Source organism: Agrobacterium sp. CGMCC 11546 (assembly GCF_013365515.1).
GTDB lineage: Bacteria > Pseudomonadota > Alphaproteobacteria > Rhizobiales > Rhizobiaceae > Agrobacterium > Agrobacterium fabrum.
Window position 1 is genome coordinate 387,019 of sequence record NZ_CP047387.1, and the last position, 14,960, is coordinate 401,978.

The window sequence follows — 14,960 nt, forward strand, 5'->3', positions numbered from 1 at the left end:
AACGTTCCATGCCCCTGATCGACATGCCGGAATTTGCCGGAGAGCTACTGGAAGAATTCGCCGCGCGCCGCACAAGCCGCGTGAACACGCCTGTGATCCAGCCCGCCGAACCGTTTCTGGATATGGCCGGCGAGGATTTGCGCCGCCGTATCTTCATGACGGAGAGCGAAACGGGTGAGAGCCTCTGCCTCCGCCCCGAATTCACCATCCCCGTCTGCCTGCGCCATATCGAGACCGCGACCGGCACGCCGAAGCGTTATTCCTATCTCGGTGAAGTCTTCCGCCAGCGCCGTGAGGGCGCGAGCGAGTTTTATCAGGCCGGCATCGAAGACCTCGGCGATACCGATATTGCCGCCGCCGATGCCCGTGTCGTCATCGACGCGACCGCCATTCTGCAGCGCCTGCTGCCCGGCCGCTCGCTTGCCGTCACGCTGGGCGACCAGCAGGTGTTTGAAGCCGTTGTCGCAGCGCTTGGCCTGCCGCTCGGCTGGCAGAAACGGCTGGTGCAGGCTTTCGGCGACATGGCGCAGCTCGACGCGCTGCTGGAAAGCCTCGTGCATCCCAAGCCGATGACGGGGCTGGACGCCCGGGTCGCCGGCCTTCTGGCGACGGGCGACGAGGCGGTGCTGGTCGATTATCTCGATACGGTGATGCAGGAAACCGGCTATTCCACCAATGCCAGCCGCTCACCGCTCGAAATCGCCCGCCGTCTGCGGGAGAAGCTCGCGCTCGCGGCGACGCGCCTGCCGGATGAGAGCTTCGAACTGCTCAAACAATTCCTGGCCTTGCAGGCGCCCCTGCCGCAGGCCTCGCAGGTTCTTGGCGATTTCGCCGCAAGGGCGAAGCTGAAGCTGGACGGCGCGCTTTCCGCTTTCGATAAACGCGTTGCGGCCCTTGCCAATGCGGGTGTCGATCTTGAAACCGTCACCTATGGCGCCGCCTTTGGCCGCCCGCTCGATTATTATACCGGCCTCGTTTTCGAGGTGGTGGAGGCGGGTAGCGACAGCGTTCTGGCTGGCGGCGGCCGTTACGACCGGCTGCTTACGCTTCTCGGCGCACAGGAAAAAATACCGGCCGTGGGCTTCTCGCTCTGGCTGGATCGCATCGAAGCGGTGCGTGGGAGCGACAAACCATGATCACCATCGCATTGCCCTCAAAAGGCCGGATGAAGGAAGACGCCTCCGCCGTTCTGGAACGCGCCGGGCTGAAGGTTGCGTCAGTCGGTAACGACCGCTCCTATCGCGGCCGTATCGAAGGACGTGACGATATCGAGATCGCCTATCTGTCGGCCTCCGAGATCGCCCGCGAGATTGGCGCCGGCACGGTGGATTTCGGCGTGACCGGGGAAGATCTGGTGCGCGAGGGGTTGACCAATGCCGACGCGCAGGTGGAGTTCTGCGCCCGCCTCGGTTTCGGCCATGCCGATGTCGTGGTCGCGGTGCCCGAAATCTGGCTCGATGTGGACAGCATGGCCGATCTGGGCGATGTGGCCTCCGAATTCCGCGCCCGCCATGGCCGCAGACTGGCGATCGCCACCAAATATTGGCGGCTGACGCAGCAGTTCTTTTCACGCCAGCACGGCATTCAGCTTTACCGCATCGTCGAAAGCCTTGGCGCCACCGAAGGTGCGCCGGCGGCAGGGCAGGCGGATATCATCGTCGATATCACCTCCACCGGCTCGACGCTGAAGGCCAATCACCTGAAAATCCTCTCCGACGGCATCATCGTTCGCTCGGAAGCCTGCTTCGTGCGCGCCCGCAAACCGGAGCATGAAGGCGATGCAGCGGTTCAGGAAATAGCGTCGCGGATAAAAGCGGCTGTCTGAAAGCACAAAAGAAAAAAGCCGCCGGATCGCTCCGGCGGCTTTTTTGTCGGACAGCCTGTTTACTCAGGCGCGAGCGGCAACAAAGCCGCGCTTCGCGTCGACCGAGTAGGCACCTGCGCCGAAGGTTGCGAGCAGGATATAGGCGCCGGCAAGGGTGATGTTCTTCATCATCATGATGCCGTTCAGCGTGTTGATCCAGCCGAGAGCAGGCTCAGGCCAGCCGGGAACGGCAACGGTGCCGCTGTGGAAAACGAGCCCGGTAAAGACGCAAAAGACGGCAAGCGCCCAGGCGGCAATTTTGGTCTGGAAACCGGCGAGGATGGCAAGACCGGCCACCAGCTCGAAGAGACCAGCGAGATAGGCAAGCGCAGTTGCGGCAGGCATGCCGGCGCCCGCGATCATGCCGGCGGTGCCGGCCGGATCGGTGAGTTTGCCGAAGCCGGAATAGATGAAGATGAAGGAAAGCAGAATGCGGGCGATGAGAACGAGAGCGTTCTGGCTGCTGGACATGGAGTATCTCCGGTAAGTGATCGGCGTGTCGCCGATGAGCTGCATGGCAATGTCTGGAGATACTAATGGCTGAAAATCACTCATCCAGAAAGATGAACGGCAGACGACAAATTGTCTTCATTTTGTGAACGATAAGCGAGTGTCGGTGCGTAATCTTAGGCGGCGAAGCGAATATCTTCGAAACGCGGGAACAGGAAAAGCCCGGATATACGCCCCTGCTGCCCATCTTCAAAACCGGACGATTCACCCATGCAGATGACCGGTTGCCGCATCGCCGGCAAGATGGAGACGCTTGTCGAGAAACAGAACCGTGAGGGTTCGGTAGAGACCTGCTCGAAAAGCTCCAGCACGCGGGCATGGTCACAACGGTCGTAACAGCGGACAAGGCTGAGCAGCCCGCATTCGCCCGGTGGCAGGCCGTGCATGAAGGAAGTGTGTTCGCCGAGCCGGATGACACCGCTGGAAAGTTCGCTGCTCCATTCCTCCGAAATAAAGAAATGAGACAGGGTGCGGGGATCGGGCGTGGTCGTCACCGCCGCCGGCAGAGCATCGTTGCGTCTTGATATTTCAAACAAATCGCGCCCCCGCATGAACACATGCCAGTGCCACCATTTCTAGCGACCCTGCCAGGTTTAACCTTTACCGCCATCCGCAGTCGAACGTGTTTGCCCAGCATCGAACCCCTTCAATGCTCGCCGTCCCGTCGCGGAACCCTTACGGGGGCTGACTTATAGTTTATTTTTTCCTACCGACAACAACCAGTCGGGGAGAAAATCAAAAATATTATGTATTCCTTCTTCAAAATCGCGAGAGATATGAAAAAGCACAACTAAATAGCGCACTTATAAGTAAGGAAAAATGGGAATCGACCGTCTCGCGGCGCTGTGATTCGCCTATCGTGATGTCATTATTGCACGGTTTGCCCAGCACAAGCCGGGTAAAGTTATCGGTGTCCCAAAAAGAAACAATATTTGGGCCGTTGGTTTCGGTGCAGGGCCGCCGGGATTGCATGGGAGGCAACGAAAAAAGGGCGATCCGAAGACCGCCCTTTCGTATTCCAGAGGCAGGACTGATTGGAGTCCATGCCGCCCGTCTGGTGCGCTTGCGACGCCAGACCACTCAAAAGGTGTGGGCGGCAACGAAAAAAGGGCGATCCGAAGACCGCCCTCTCGTATTCCAGTGACAGGACTGATTAGAAGTCCATGCCGCCCATGCCGCCGCCGGGCATCTGCGGCATTGCCGATTCCTTCTTAGGAAGCTCGGCGATCATCGCTTCGGTGGTGATCAGCAGCGAAGCAACCGAAGCTGCGTTCTGCAGAGCCGTACGTACAACCTTGACCGGGTCAACGATGCCGAGAGCGATCAGATCGCCATATTCGCCGGTCTGGGCGTTGTAGCCGTAGTTGTCTTCGTTCTTGTCGAGGATCTTGCCAACAACGATGGAAGCTTCATCACCAGCGTTTTCTGCGATCTGGCGAACCAGAGACTGCAGAGCCTTGCGCACGATGTTGATGCCGGCTTCCTGATCGTCGTTCACACCCTTGACGGTGATCTTCGTGGAAGAACGCAGCAGGGCAACGCCGCCGCCCGGTACGATGCCTTCCTGAACAGCAGCGCGCGTCGCGTTGAGAGCGTCGTCGATGCGGTCCTTCTTTTCCTTCACTTCAACTTCCGTCGAACCGCCAACGCGGATCACAGCAACGCCGCCAGCGAGCTTGGCAAGACGTTCCTGCAGCTTTTCGCGGTCGTAGTCGGAAGTGGTTTCCTCGATCTGCGCCTTGATCTGGGCAACGCGGCCTTCGATGTCGGACTTCTGGCCGGCACCGTCAACGATCGTGGTGTTTTCCTTGGAGATCGAAACCTTCTTCGACTTGCCGAGCATGTCGAGGGTAACGCTTTCGAGCTTGATGCCGAGGTCTTCGGAAATGACGGTACCACCGGTCAGGATGGCGATGTCTTCCAGCATGGCCTTGCGGCGATCGCCGAAGCCAGGAGCCTTGACGGCAGCGATCTTGAGGCCGCCACGCAGCTTGTTGACGACGAGCGTTGCAAGAGCTTCGCCTTCGACGTCTTCAGCGATGATGACGAGCGGCTTGCCGGTCTGAACGACGGCTTCGAGAACAGGCAGCATGGCCTGAAGGTTCGAGAGCTTCTTTTCGTGCAGAAGGATGTAAGCGTCTTCGAGGTCCGCAACCATCTTTTCCGGGTTGGTTACGAAGTAAGGCGACAGGTAGCCGCGGTCGAACTGCATGCCTTCGACGACTTCGAGTTCGGTTTCGGCGGTCTTGGCTTCTTCAACGGTGATGACGCCTTCGTTGCCGACGCGCTGCATTGCTTCAGCGATGTCGAGACCGATCTGACGCTCGCCGTTTGCAGAGATCGTGCCGACCTGTGCAACTTCTTCAGACGTGTTGATCTTCTTGGCCTTGGCCTGAAGGTCCTTGACGACTTCAGCAACGGCCAGATCGATACCTCGCTTGAGGTCCATCGGGTTCATGCCGGCAGCAACTGCCTTTGCACCTTCGCGAACGATGGCCTGGGCCAGAACCGTTGCGGTGGTGGTGCCGTCACCGGCGATGTCGTTGGTCTTGGAGGCAACTTCGCGAACGAGCTGTGCGCCCATGTTCTCGAACTTGTCTTCCAGTTCGATTTCCTTGGCGACGGAAACGCCGTCCTTGGTGATGCGCGGAGCGCCGAAGGACTTGTCGATAACGACGTTACGACCCTTCGGGCCGAGGGTTACCTTCACTGCATCGGCAAGAATGTCGACGCCCTTGAGCATCTTTTCGCGCGCTGAGCGGCCGAATTTGACTTCTTTAGCTGCCATTTTCAAAACTCCTGGTTTCGAACGGCCGGAACTGATCCGGCTTGAAATTTAAGGAAACGATGGGTTCGGCAAAATCAGCCGATGATACCCATGATGTCGGCTTCCTTCATGATCAGAAGGTCTTCGCCGTCGAGCTTGACTTCGGTGCCCGACCACTTGCCGAACAGGACGCGATCGCCAACCTTGACGTCGAGAGCGACGACCTTGCCGGCCTCATCGCGCGCGCCGGAACCGACGGCGACGATTTCGCCTTCCTGCGGCTTTTCCTTGGCGGTATCGGGAATGATGATGCCGCCCTTGGTCTTTGCTTCGGACTCAACGCGACGAACGACGACGCGATCATGAAGCGGACGGAAATTGGTGCTTGTCATTGCCTAATCCCTCGATCAAATGACTTCAGGAACCTTTTGGAGGTCCCCGTGATGGGTGTTAGCACTCCCCTTGTTGGAGTGCCAGCAGAGCCGAGATAAGGAGGCGCTCTCCCGGAGTCAAGAACGCGCTGCCGGAAAAATTTCACGGCCTATGGTTACCAGCGTTCCATGACAGAAAATTTCCACGCGCTGACGAGGTGCGGGCAAACCGCTCTTTTGCGGGCAGTCTTCGTTTTCGGCATAGCGGGGTTTTATGGTCGGATGGTGGCCGGTAGGCCGCAGGCAGGCCCGGCACCGCTTTTTTCCTTGCCATCGGCGTCCCGCTTTGCGATGTGACGCACACTCTTTTTTCGCACCCGGAAAGCACATCATGGCCCATCGCATTCTCACCCTCGGCGAAATCACTGATGGGTTCGACGTTGTTCTTTCGGATGTCTGGGGCGTGCTGCACAATGGCGTCAGCGCCTTTCCGGATGCGGCTGTTGCGCTGCATGAAGCGCGCAAGGCGGGCAAGACGGTGGTGCTCATCACCAATTCGCCGCGCCCGGCCCCAGGCGTCATCGCCCAGCTGCGTGTTCTCGGCGTGCCTGACGAGGCCTATGACCGTATCATCACCTCAGGTGATGTCACCCGCGGCCTGATCGCCGAAGGCCCGAAAAAAGTCTTCCTGCTCGGTCCCGAGCGGGACATGCCGCTGCTGGAAGGTCTCGATGTCGAGCGGGTCGGCGAGGCTGAGGCGCAATCCGTGGTCTGCACCGGCTTCTTTGATGACGAGACGGAAACGCCCGAAGATTATACGGAAATGCTGAAGGGCTTCATCGCCCGCAAGGTGCCGATGATCTGCGCCAACCCCGACCTGGTGGTGGAGCGCGGCGAGCGCATCATCCCCTGCGCCGGCGCAATGGCGGCCTATTACGAACAGCTGGGCGGCGAAGTCCGCATTGCCGGCAAGCCGCATGCGCCGATCTATGAAGCCTGCCTTGCGGCGGCCAAAGACGTGCGCGGCGCCTTCGCCAAGGATCGTGTGCTGGCCATCGGCGACGGCATGCCGACGGATGTGAAGGGTGCGATCGCGAGTGGCCTCAACCTTCTTTATATCAGCGGCGGCATTCACGCCGCTGAATATACGCTGAACGGCCAGACGGACGAGGCGCTTCTGAATGCCTATCTGAAGGGGCAGGGTGCTGCTCCCGGCTGGTGGATGCCCCGTCTTGCCTAAGAAAGTCTTGCCTAAGAACGTCTCGCCTAAGAACGTCTGGCCTAAGCTGGCGTAAAAATTGGATCGACTGCCATGACCGTCTTTCATCGCAATGAAAAAAAAGAGCCGTTGCCGGAAGCTCTTCGCGGTGGCGTTATCGCGATCGGCAATTTCGATGGTGTGCATCGTGGCCACCGCGCCGTGCTGGACCGTGCTCTGGAACTGGCGGAAGCCCGCGGTGTTCCCGCCCTGGTCCTGACCTTCGAGCCGCATCCCCGGTCCGTCTTCCGTCCTGATACACCTGTCTTTCGTCTGACGCCCGCGCCGTTGAAAGCCCGCATTCTCGAGGCGATCGGTTTCCGCTCCGTCATCGAATATCCCTTCGACCGGGAGTTCTCGCAGCGTTCGGCGGACGAATTCGTCCAGTCCATATTGGTCGACTGGCTGGGTGCCAGCGCTGTCGTTACCGGTTTTGATTTCCATTTCGGCAAGGGCCGCGAGGGCGGCCCGGCATTCCTGATGGCAGCCGGCAAACGTCACGGCTTCGACGTGACGTTGGTGGACGCCTTCCGCGACGAGGGGTCGGATGTCGTTTCCTCCAGCCGTATCCGCTCGCTTCTGTGTGAGGGCGATGTGGCGGGTGCCGCCGGTCTGCTCGGTTATCGCTTTACCGTGGAGAGCGAGGTCATCGGTGGCCAGAAGCTCGGCCGAACATTGGGATACCCCACCGCCAATATGGCGCTGGCGCCGGAAACCGAGCTGAAGGCGGGCATCTATGCCGTGCGGTTCCGTCGCCCCGATGGTTCGATCCACGATGGCGTCGCGAGCTTCGGTTACCGCCCGACGGTGACGGAGAACGGCGCGGCGCTGCTAGAAACCTTCCTGTTCGATTTTTCGGGCGATCTTTATGGGGAAGTCTGTTCGGTGTCCTTCTTCGGCCACCTGCGCGACGAGCTGAAGTTCGACGGGCTCGATCCGCTTGTCGCCCAGATCAGGCGTGATGAAGAAGAGGCAAGGGCGATGCTGTCAGGCGTGCGTCCGCTCAGCCAATTGGACGCGAAGATCGCGTTCTGATCGTCTTCGGCCGGCTGCGCCTTGCCGTCGCTTTTCTCTTCCTTTTTGCTGGGAAACCGCATAAACAACCGTTCATGTCCCAATACCGGTTGAAATTTGCAATTCAGATTGGCCGAATTATTGGCCCGGCCTTCCGCCCGCTCTGAGAGAGCCGGAAGGTCCGGGATTTTGGCGCTTACATGACATGTGACATATGGCATGGCGCTTTCCGAATTTGCCCTCTTTGTAATTGAGATGGCGCGACTGATACGGCGCGCAACAACGGTACGATTATGAGCGACACCGCAGAAAAACTGGACTATTCCACCACCCTCTACTTACCGCAGACGGATTTCCCGATGCGTGCCGGCCTGCCGCAAAAAGAACCGGAAACGGTGAAGCGCTGGCAGGATATGGGCCTCTACAAAAAGCTCCGCGCTTCCGCCGCCGGCCGCGAGAAATTCGTGCTGCACGACGGCCCGCCCTATGCCAACGGCAACATCCACATCGGCCATGCGCTGAACAAGATCCTGAAGGATGTCATCACCCGCTCGTTCCAGATGCGCGGTTTCGACGCCAATTACGTGCCCGGCTGGGATTGCCACGGCCTTCCGATCGAATGGAAGATCGAGGAAGCCTATCGCGCCCGGGGCAAGAACAAGGACGAGGTTCCGGTCAACGAATTCCGTAAGGAATGCCGTGACTTCGCGGCCGGCTGGATCAAGGTCCAGTCGGAAGAGTTCAAGCGTCTCGGCATCGAGGGCGACTTCGAAAACCCCTATACGACGATGAACTTCCACGCCGAAGCCCGCATCGCCGGCGAGCTGCTGAAGATCGCCCGGAGCGGCCAGCTTTATCGCGGTTCCAAGCCGATCATGTGGTCGGTCGTCGAGCGCACGGCGCTGGCGGAAGCCGAAGTCGAATACCACGATGTCGAGAGCGACATGATCTGGGTGAAATTCCCGGTGAAGGATGCTGCGCCCGCTCTTTCCGGCGTCTCCGTCGTCATCTGGACGACCACGCCGTGGACCATCCCCGGCAATCGCGCCATCGCGTTCTCTTCGCGGGTCGAATATGGCCTTTTCGAAGTCGAAAGCGCGCAGAATGATTTTGGCCCGCAGCCGGGCGAAAAGCTGATCTTCGCCAGGAAACTTGCTGACGAGGCTGCAGCCAAGGCGAAGCTGACCTTCAAGTTCGTTCGCGATGTGAAAAGCGAAGAACTGGCGGCCATCACCTGCGCCCATCCTTTGGCATCGCTCGGTTACGATTTCCCGGTTCCGCTTCTCGATGGCGATCACGTCACCGACGATGCCGGTACGGGTTTCGTGCACACCGCGCCAAGCCATGGCCGCGAGGACTTTGATGCCTGGACGAACAGCGTTCGCACCCTTGAAGCACGCGGGATCGATACCAAAATCCCGTTCCCGGTCGATGACGCCGGTTTCTACACCGAAGACGCCCCCGGTTTCGGCCCGTCGGCCGAAGGCGGTGCGGCCCGCGTCATGGACGACAACGGCAAGAAGGGCGATGCCAACGAGCGCGTCATCAAGGCGCTGATCGCGGCCAACAACCTGTTTGCGCGCGGCCGTCTGAAGCACAGCTATCCGCATAGCTGGCGCTCCAAGAAGCCGGTGATCTTCCGCAACACGCCGCAGTGGTTCGTCTATATGGACAAGGAACTCGGCGACGGCACGACGTTGCGTTCGCGTTCGCTCGATGCCATCGACCAGACCCGCTTCGTTCCGGCTTCCGGCCAGAACCGTCTGCGCGCCATGATCGAAGGCCGGCCCGACTGGGTTCTGTCGCGCCAGCGCAGCTGGGGCGTGCCGATCGCCGTTTTTGCCGACGAGCAGGGCGAGGTTCTGGTGGACGAAGCCGTCAACGCCCGCATCCTCGAGGCCTTCGAGGCTGAAGGTGCGGATGCCTGGTTTGCCGAAGGTGCCAAGGAACGTTTCCTCGGCAACGACCACGACCATGCCAAATGGCAGCAGGTCATGGACATCCTCGATGTGTGGTTCGACAGCGGCTGCACCCATACCTTCACGCTGGAAGACCGCCCGGACATGAAGTGGCCGGCGGATGTCTATCTGGAAGGCTCCGACCAGCATCGCGGCTGGTTCCATTCGTCGCTGCTCGAAAGCTGCGCGACGCGTGGCCGCGCGCCTTACAATGCCGTCGTCACCCATGGTTTCACCATGGACGAGCAGGGCCGCAAGCAGTCCAAGTCTCTCGGCAACGTGGTTGCACCACAGGACGTGATGAAGGAATCTGGCGCGGATATCCTGCGCCTGTGGGTCATGACGACCGACTACTGGGAAGACCAGCGTCTGGGTAAGGCCATCATCCAGACCAACATCGATGCCTACCGCAAGCTGCGTAACACGGTGCGCTGGATGCTCGGCACGCTCGCCCACGACAAGGGCGAGGAGATCGCCTATGCCGATCTGCCGGAGCTGGAAAAGCTGGTGCTGCACCGCCTGTCCGAGCTGGATAAGGTTGTGCGCGACGGGTACGACGCCTTCGACTTCAAGAAGATCACCCGCGCCCTGATCGATTTCGCCAATGTCGAGCTGTCGGCGTTCTATTTCGATATCCGCAAGGACACGCTTTATTGCGACGCGCCGTCGTCGCTGAAGCGTCGCGCATCGCTGTCGGTCATCGCCAAGCTGTTCGATTGCCTCGTCACATGGCTCGCACCCATGCTGCCCTTCACAACTGAAGAAGCATGGCTGTCGCGCTATCCGGATGCGGAATCGGTGCATCTTGCCCAGTTCCCGGAAATCCCGGCGGAGTGGAAGAATGATGCCCTGGAAGCCAAGTGGGAAAAGATCCGCAAGGTCCGCACCGTCGTGACAGGTGCGCTGGAAGTCGAGCGCCGTGAAAAGCGCATCGGCTCCTCGCTGGAGGCAGCTCCGGTCGTCCACATTGCCGATGCCGATCTTCTGGCGGCGCTGTCAGGACAGGACTTTGCCGAAATCTGCATCACCTCCGCCATCACGGTGGTGGGCGATGAGGGCCCGGCCGATGGCTTCCGCTTGCCGGAAGTGGCGAAGGTCGTGGTCGAGCAGAAGCTGGCGGAAGGCGTGAAATGCGCCCGTTCGTGGCGCATCACCACCGATGTCGGCTCCGATCCGCAATATCCCGACGTATCGGCCCGCGATGCGGCGGCACTGCGGGAGCTTGCCGCACTCAAGTAATGAAAATGGCCGGATGAATTGCGCTTTGCCTCTTCATCCGGTACACCTGCCTGAAAATGGCCGGATTTGCACGGCAATGCGGGCTGCCGCCTGCCGAAAGACGATGTCTGGCGAAGTGGGACGGACGGCTGGAAGGGTTTCAATGAAGACGATGCAGGGTAATGCGCAGGGTTTGGGCATGTTTCGCACGGTTGTTGGCGTCACGGCGATAGGCGTGCTGCTGGGCGCCTGCACAAGCCCGACCTATGGTACGGGCAAGACGGCGGCCGAACAGCTCGTCGACGATCTCGGCAACGCGACCTCGATCACCGGTGACCAGAGCAAGCGCAACCTGAAATACGGCCCCCGTCCGGGTCTCGTCGTTCCCGCCCAGGCCCGTGCCGAACAGCTGACGACGCCGCAGCAGAACATGGCCAGCCGCGAAAACAACCCGCAATGGGTCGAATCGCCGGAAGAAACCCGCGAACGTCTGCGCGATGAGGCGGATGCCAACAAGAACAACCCGCATTACCGCTCACCGCTGCTCGCCGGTAACGGCACTGCCGGCCAGATGACCGAAAGCCAGAAATGGGAAGCCTTCCGCAAGGCCAAGGCCGATGCCCAGGGCGGTTCCGTCGTTAATGCCCAGCGCAAGTTCCTGACCGATCCGCCGGCTGAATATCGCAGCGTTCCGCAGGATCAGCTGACCGATCTCGGTGAGCCAGAGCAGAAAAAGGAAAAGCGCCGCAAGAAAGAAGCGGCTGTCGCCAACACCGGCAAGAGCTGGTGGAACCCCTTCTGACAAAAATGACGGGCTGATGGGCCTGCGGGAAAGCTTGGTCCCTCCCGCCGGCCGCTTAGTCGTCGAGACGTTTCTCGCGGAAGAATTGCCGCAGGATTTCAGCACTTTCGCTTTCCGCCAGTCCTGAATAGACATCCGGTGCATGGTGGCAGGTCGGCTGGCTGAAGAAGCGCACGCCATTCTCCACAGCGCCGCCCTTCGGGTCTTGCGCGCCGTAATAAAGGCGGCGGATACGGGCAAATGAAATCGCCGCCGCGCACATGGTGCAGGGCTCCAGTGTAACGTAAAGATCGGCACCAGGCAGGCGTTCCTGTCCCAGAGCCTCGCAGGCCATGCGGATCACGGCGATTTCGGCATGCGCGGTCACATCGTTCAATTCACGGGTGCGGTTGCCGGAACGGGCAATGACGCGGCCATCCAGAACAAGCACGGCGCCGATCGGAACCTCATCCCGCTCGCCGGCGGAACGGGCTTCGACAAGCGCCAGTTCCATGAAATGCGTCCTTTCGGCCATTGCGGTTCAATTTCCTCTTAACCCTTGTGCTTGGACCTGATAGGACAGCCCAAACAACAGGCAAATAGCAAATGACTTTTAAAGACAAGCCGAAGCGTGACGGCGGCAAAACTTTTGGCGGCGACAGGAAGCCGAAAGGCCCCGGCAAACCCGCTGCAGAGCGTGAAAAGAAACCGGCGCAAGCCAAGGCTGCGCCCGCTTCTGCAGCCACGGCCGAAGTGGTTGGTGCCGGCAAGCCCGAGCGTATCTCGAAAATCATGGCGCGCGCCGGCGTTGCCTCGCGCCGCGATGTCGAGCGCATGATCATGGAAGGCCGCGTGTCGCTGAACGGCGTCTTGCTGGATACGCCGGTGGTCAACGCCACGCTGTCAGACAAGATCGAAGTGGACGGCATGCCGATTCGCGGTGCGGAGCGCACCCGCCTCTGGCTCTACCACAAGCCCGCCGGCCTGGTGACGACCAATTCCGACCCGGAAGGTCGCCCGACCGTTTTCGACAATCTGCCGGGTGAACTGCCGCGCGTTCTGTCCATCGGCCGTCTCGATATCAACACCGAAGGCCTGCTACTGCTCACCAATGATGGCGGCCTTTCCCGCGTGCTGGAGCTGCCGACCACCGGCTGGCTGCGCCGTTACCGCGTGCGCGCCCATGGCGAGGTCGATCAGGCAGCACTGGACAAGCTGAAGGACGGCATCGCCGTTGACGGCGTGCTTTATGGCGCGATCGACGCAACACTCGACCGTACTCAGGGCCACAATGTCTGGATCACCATGGGTCTGCGCGAAGGCAAGAACCGCGAAATCAAGAACGTGCTCGGCGCGCTTGGTCTTGAGGTTAACCGCCTGATCCGCATTTCCTATGGCCCGTTCCAGCTGGGCGATCTGCCCGAGGGCAAGGTGCTGGAAGTGCGCGGCCGCATGCTGCGTGACCAGCTTGGCCCGCGCCTGATCGAAGAGGCCGGCGCCAACTTCGACGCGCCGATCTACAATACATCTGTCGACGATGAGGAAGAGGCGCCGGCTAAGCGCGCCAAGTCCGAATGGGCAAAGAGCGATGCGCCGGAAGGCAGGCCGCGTTTTGAAAAGGCAGCCGGCAAGCCGGAAGACCGCCGCGAAAAAGCGCTCGGACGCCTGGATACCAAGCGCAGTGACAAGCCTGCCGGCAAGTTTGGTGCAAAACCTGCCGGAAAATTTGGTGGCAAGGGCCGCAATGACGACGAGGGCGATGATCGTCGTCCCCGCCCGCCCGCCGGCACCAGCCGCACCGCCAATGTCTGGATGGCACCTGGCGCAAAGCCCACGCGCGATGGCAAGGAACGCAAGTCGTCAGCCCGCGCTGAAGCTGAAAGCCTGTTCAAGAAGCCGTCCGCGCAGGATGAAGCCCGCCGTAACGTCGTGCGGCATGCTGACGCCGAAGGCGAGTGGATTCGTTCGGACTCCCCCCGTGAAGAAGAAGGTGGCCGCGGACGCGGTGACCGTCCTGGCCGCGGCGAAAAGAACTTTGGCGATCGCGGTGGACGCGGCGGCAAACCTTTTGGCGACAGACCCTCCGGCGACCGGCCATTCCGGGATCGCCCCCGCGAAGACGGCGATCGCCCCCGTGGGGATCGACCTGCACGCGGAACAAAGAGCTTCGGTGATCGCCCCGCACGCGGCGACAAACCCTTCGGTGACCGTCCGTTCCGTGACCGGCCTCGCGAAGACGGCGATCGCCCACGCAGCGACCGTCCGCGTGGCGAGAAGAGTTTTGGCGATCGTACCGCGCGTGGCGAAAAGCCATTCAGCGAACGCCCGTTCCGTGACAAGCCCCGCGAAGAGGGAGATCGTCCCGGCAGTGATCGTCCGCGCGGTGACCGGCCTTTCGGCGACAAGCCCAGAGGCGGTAAACCCGGCGGCAGGCCCGCATCGGGCAAGCCGTCCTTCGGCAAATCCGGCGAGCGTGGCGAACGCTCCGGTTTTTCGGGCAAGGGTAAAGGCCCCGGTGGCAATGGCCCCGGCGGCGGCAAGCCGGGCGGCAAAGGCCCGGGTGGCAAACCTTCTGGTGGCAGGGGAATGACACGTAATGCGGATCGTAGGCGGTGAGTTCCGCGGCCGGACTTTGGCCGCGCCGAAATCGAATTCCATTCGTCCAACCATCGACAGGACGCGGGAAAGCCTCTTTAACATCCTGAGCCATGCCTATCCGGAAAGTCTTGACGGTACGCGTGTGCTGGACGTTTTTGCCGGAACCGGCGCGGTGGGGCTGGAAGCCCTGTCGCGCGGCTGTCGGGTGGCGCTCTTCGTCGAAAACGGCGTCGAGGGCAGGGGGCTGCTCTGGGAAAACATCGATGCGCTCGGCCTGCATGGCCGCGCCCGCATCCTGCGGCGTGACGCCACCAAGCTGGGTGGCGTCAACAATATCGAGCCCTTCGATCTTCTTTTCGCGGATCCGCCCTATGGCCATGGCCATGGCGAGAAGGCTTTTGCGGCAGCCCATGGCGGCGGCTGGCTGACATCAGGCGCGCTCGCCATCCTGGAAGAGCGCGGCGACGTGACGGTCACGGTCGAGCCGGTATTCAAGCTGCTCGAAAGCCGGATTTTCGGTGACACGAAGATGCATTTCTACCGCTACGAGCCCTGACGGGAGACTTCCCGTCATGCCACGGTCTTGTCTTGTTTGCGCAATAGGCAGAGCCTTTGCCGTGG

General features: G+C 60.9%; 13 protein-coding genes. 8 read left to right on the forward strand and 5 right to left on the reverse strand.

What is annotated here, in order from left to right:
* Nucleotides 1-8 precede the first annotated feature (8 nt).
* Both GSF67_RS01970 and hisG read left to right on the forward strand, forming a co-directional pair.
* A complete protein-coding gene (locus GSF67_RS01970) occupies nucleotides 9-1,136 on the forward strand; it encodes an ATP phosphoribosyltransferase regulatory subunit (RefSeq protein ID WP_006313159.1) in 1,128 nt (375 codons plus the stop codon).
* A complete protein-coding gene (hisG, locus tag GSF67_RS01975) occupies nucleotides 1,133-1,825 on the forward strand; it encodes an ATP phosphoribosyltransferase (protein ID WP_006313160.1) in 693 nt (230 codons plus the stop codon). Before GSF67_RS01970 ends, hisG begins: the two co-directional genes overlap by 4 nt.
* A gap of 63 nt (nucleotides 1,826-1,888) precedes the next feature.
* On the opposite strand, the gene GSF67_RS01980 is transcribed toward hisG, so the two are convergent.
* The 4 genes from GSF67_RS01980 to groES all read right to left on the reverse strand — a co-directional run bounded on the left by GSF67_RS01980 (nucleotide 1,889) and on the right by groES (nucleotide 5,533).
* On the reverse strand, nucleotides 1,889-2,335 hold the full coding sequence (locus GSF67_RS01980; RefSeq protein WP_006313161.1) for a DoxX family protein: 447 nt from the start codon (nucleotides 2,333-2,335) through the stop codon (nucleotides 1,889-1,891).
* Between the two features lie 155 nt (nucleotides 2,336-2,490).
* On the reverse strand, nucleotides 2,491-2,925 hold the full coding sequence (locus GSF67_RS01985) for a hypothetical protein (protein WP_006313162.1): 435 nt from the start codon (nucleotides 2,923-2,925) through the stop codon (nucleotides 2,491-2,493).
* Between the two features lie 602 nt (nucleotides 2,926-3,527).
* A complete protein-coding gene (gene groL / locus GSF67_RS01990; RefSeq protein ID WP_006313163.1) occupies nucleotides 3,528-5,162 on the reverse strand; it encodes a chaperonin GroEL in 1,635 nt (544 codons plus the stop codon).
* Nucleotides 5,163-5,236: 74 nt separating this feature from the next.
* Nucleotides 5,237-5,533, reverse strand: coding sequence for a co-chaperone GroES (gene groES, locus GSF67_RS01995; protein ID WP_003494080.1), 297 nt, complete (start codon nucleotides 5,531-5,533; stop codon nucleotides 5,237-5,239).
* 370 nt (nucleotides 5,534-5,903) lie between these two features.
* Between groES and GSF67_RS02000 the strand changes: the two genes are divergently transcribed.
* The 4 genes from GSF67_RS02000 (at nucleotide 5,904) to GSF67_RS02015 (ending at nucleotide 11,762) form a co-directional block, all read left to right on the forward strand.
* Complete coding sequence (locus tag GSF67_RS02000) at nucleotides 5,904-6,752, forward strand: TIGR01459 family HAD-type hydrolase (RefSeq protein WP_006313164.1); 849 nt, start codon at nucleotides 5,904-5,906, stop codon at nucleotides 6,750-6,752.
* Between the two features lie 72 nt (nucleotides 6,753-6,824).
* Nucleotides 6,825-7,805 carry a bifunctional riboflavin kinase/FAD synthetase gene (locus GSF67_RS02005; protein ID WP_121650360.1) on the forward strand — a complete coding sequence of 327 codons (981 nt, stop codon included), beginning with the start codon at nucleotides 6,825-6,827 and terminating at the stop codon, nucleotides 7,803-7,805.
* A gap of 272 nt (nucleotides 7,806-8,077) precedes the next feature.
* Nucleotides 8,078-10,981, forward strand: a complete 2,904-nt coding sequence (ileS, locus tag GSF67_RS02010; protein ID WP_006313166.1) for an isoleucine--tRNA ligase — start codon at nucleotides 8,078-8,080, stop codon at nucleotides 10,979-10,981.
* A gap of 142 nt (nucleotides 10,982-11,123) precedes the next feature.
* Nucleotides 11,124-11,762 carry a hypothetical protein gene (locus tag GSF67_RS02015; RefSeq protein WP_006313167.1) on the forward strand — a complete coding sequence of 213 codons (639 nt, stop codon included), beginning with the start codon at nucleotides 11,124-11,126 and terminating at the stop codon, nucleotides 11,760-11,762.
* Nucleotides 11,763-11,817: 55 nt separating this feature from the next.
* Here GSF67_RS02015 and GSF67_RS02020 read toward each other — a convergent pair whose 3' ends face one another.
* The gene (locus tag GSF67_RS02020; RefSeq protein ID WP_006313168.1) at nucleotides 11,818-12,276 is read right to left on the reverse strand and encodes a nucleoside deaminase; all 459 of its coding nucleotides are present in this window, start codon (nucleotides 12,274-12,276) and stop codon (nucleotides 11,818-11,820) included.
* A 71-nt stretch (nucleotides 12,277-12,347) separates the two neighbouring features.
* Between GSF67_RS02020 and GSF67_RS02025 the strand changes: the two genes are divergently transcribed.
* Together GSF67_RS02025 and rsmD are read left to right on the forward strand one after the other, a co-directional pair.
* Complete coding sequence (locus tag GSF67_RS02025) at nucleotides 12,348-14,357, forward strand: pseudouridine synthase (RefSeq protein ID WP_006313169.1); 2,010 nt, start codon at nucleotides 12,348-12,350, stop codon at nucleotides 14,355-14,357.
* Nucleotides 14,338-14,895, forward strand: a complete 558-nt coding sequence (rsmD, locus tag GSF67_RS02030) for a 16S rRNA (guanine(966)-N(2))-methyltransferase RsmD (RefSeq protein ID WP_006313170.1) — start codon at nucleotides 14,338-14,340, stop codon at nucleotides 14,893-14,895. The genes GSF67_RS02025 and rsmD overlap by 20 nt, the downstream gene beginning before the upstream one ends.
* Nucleotides 14,896-14,960 lie beyond the last annotated feature (65 nt).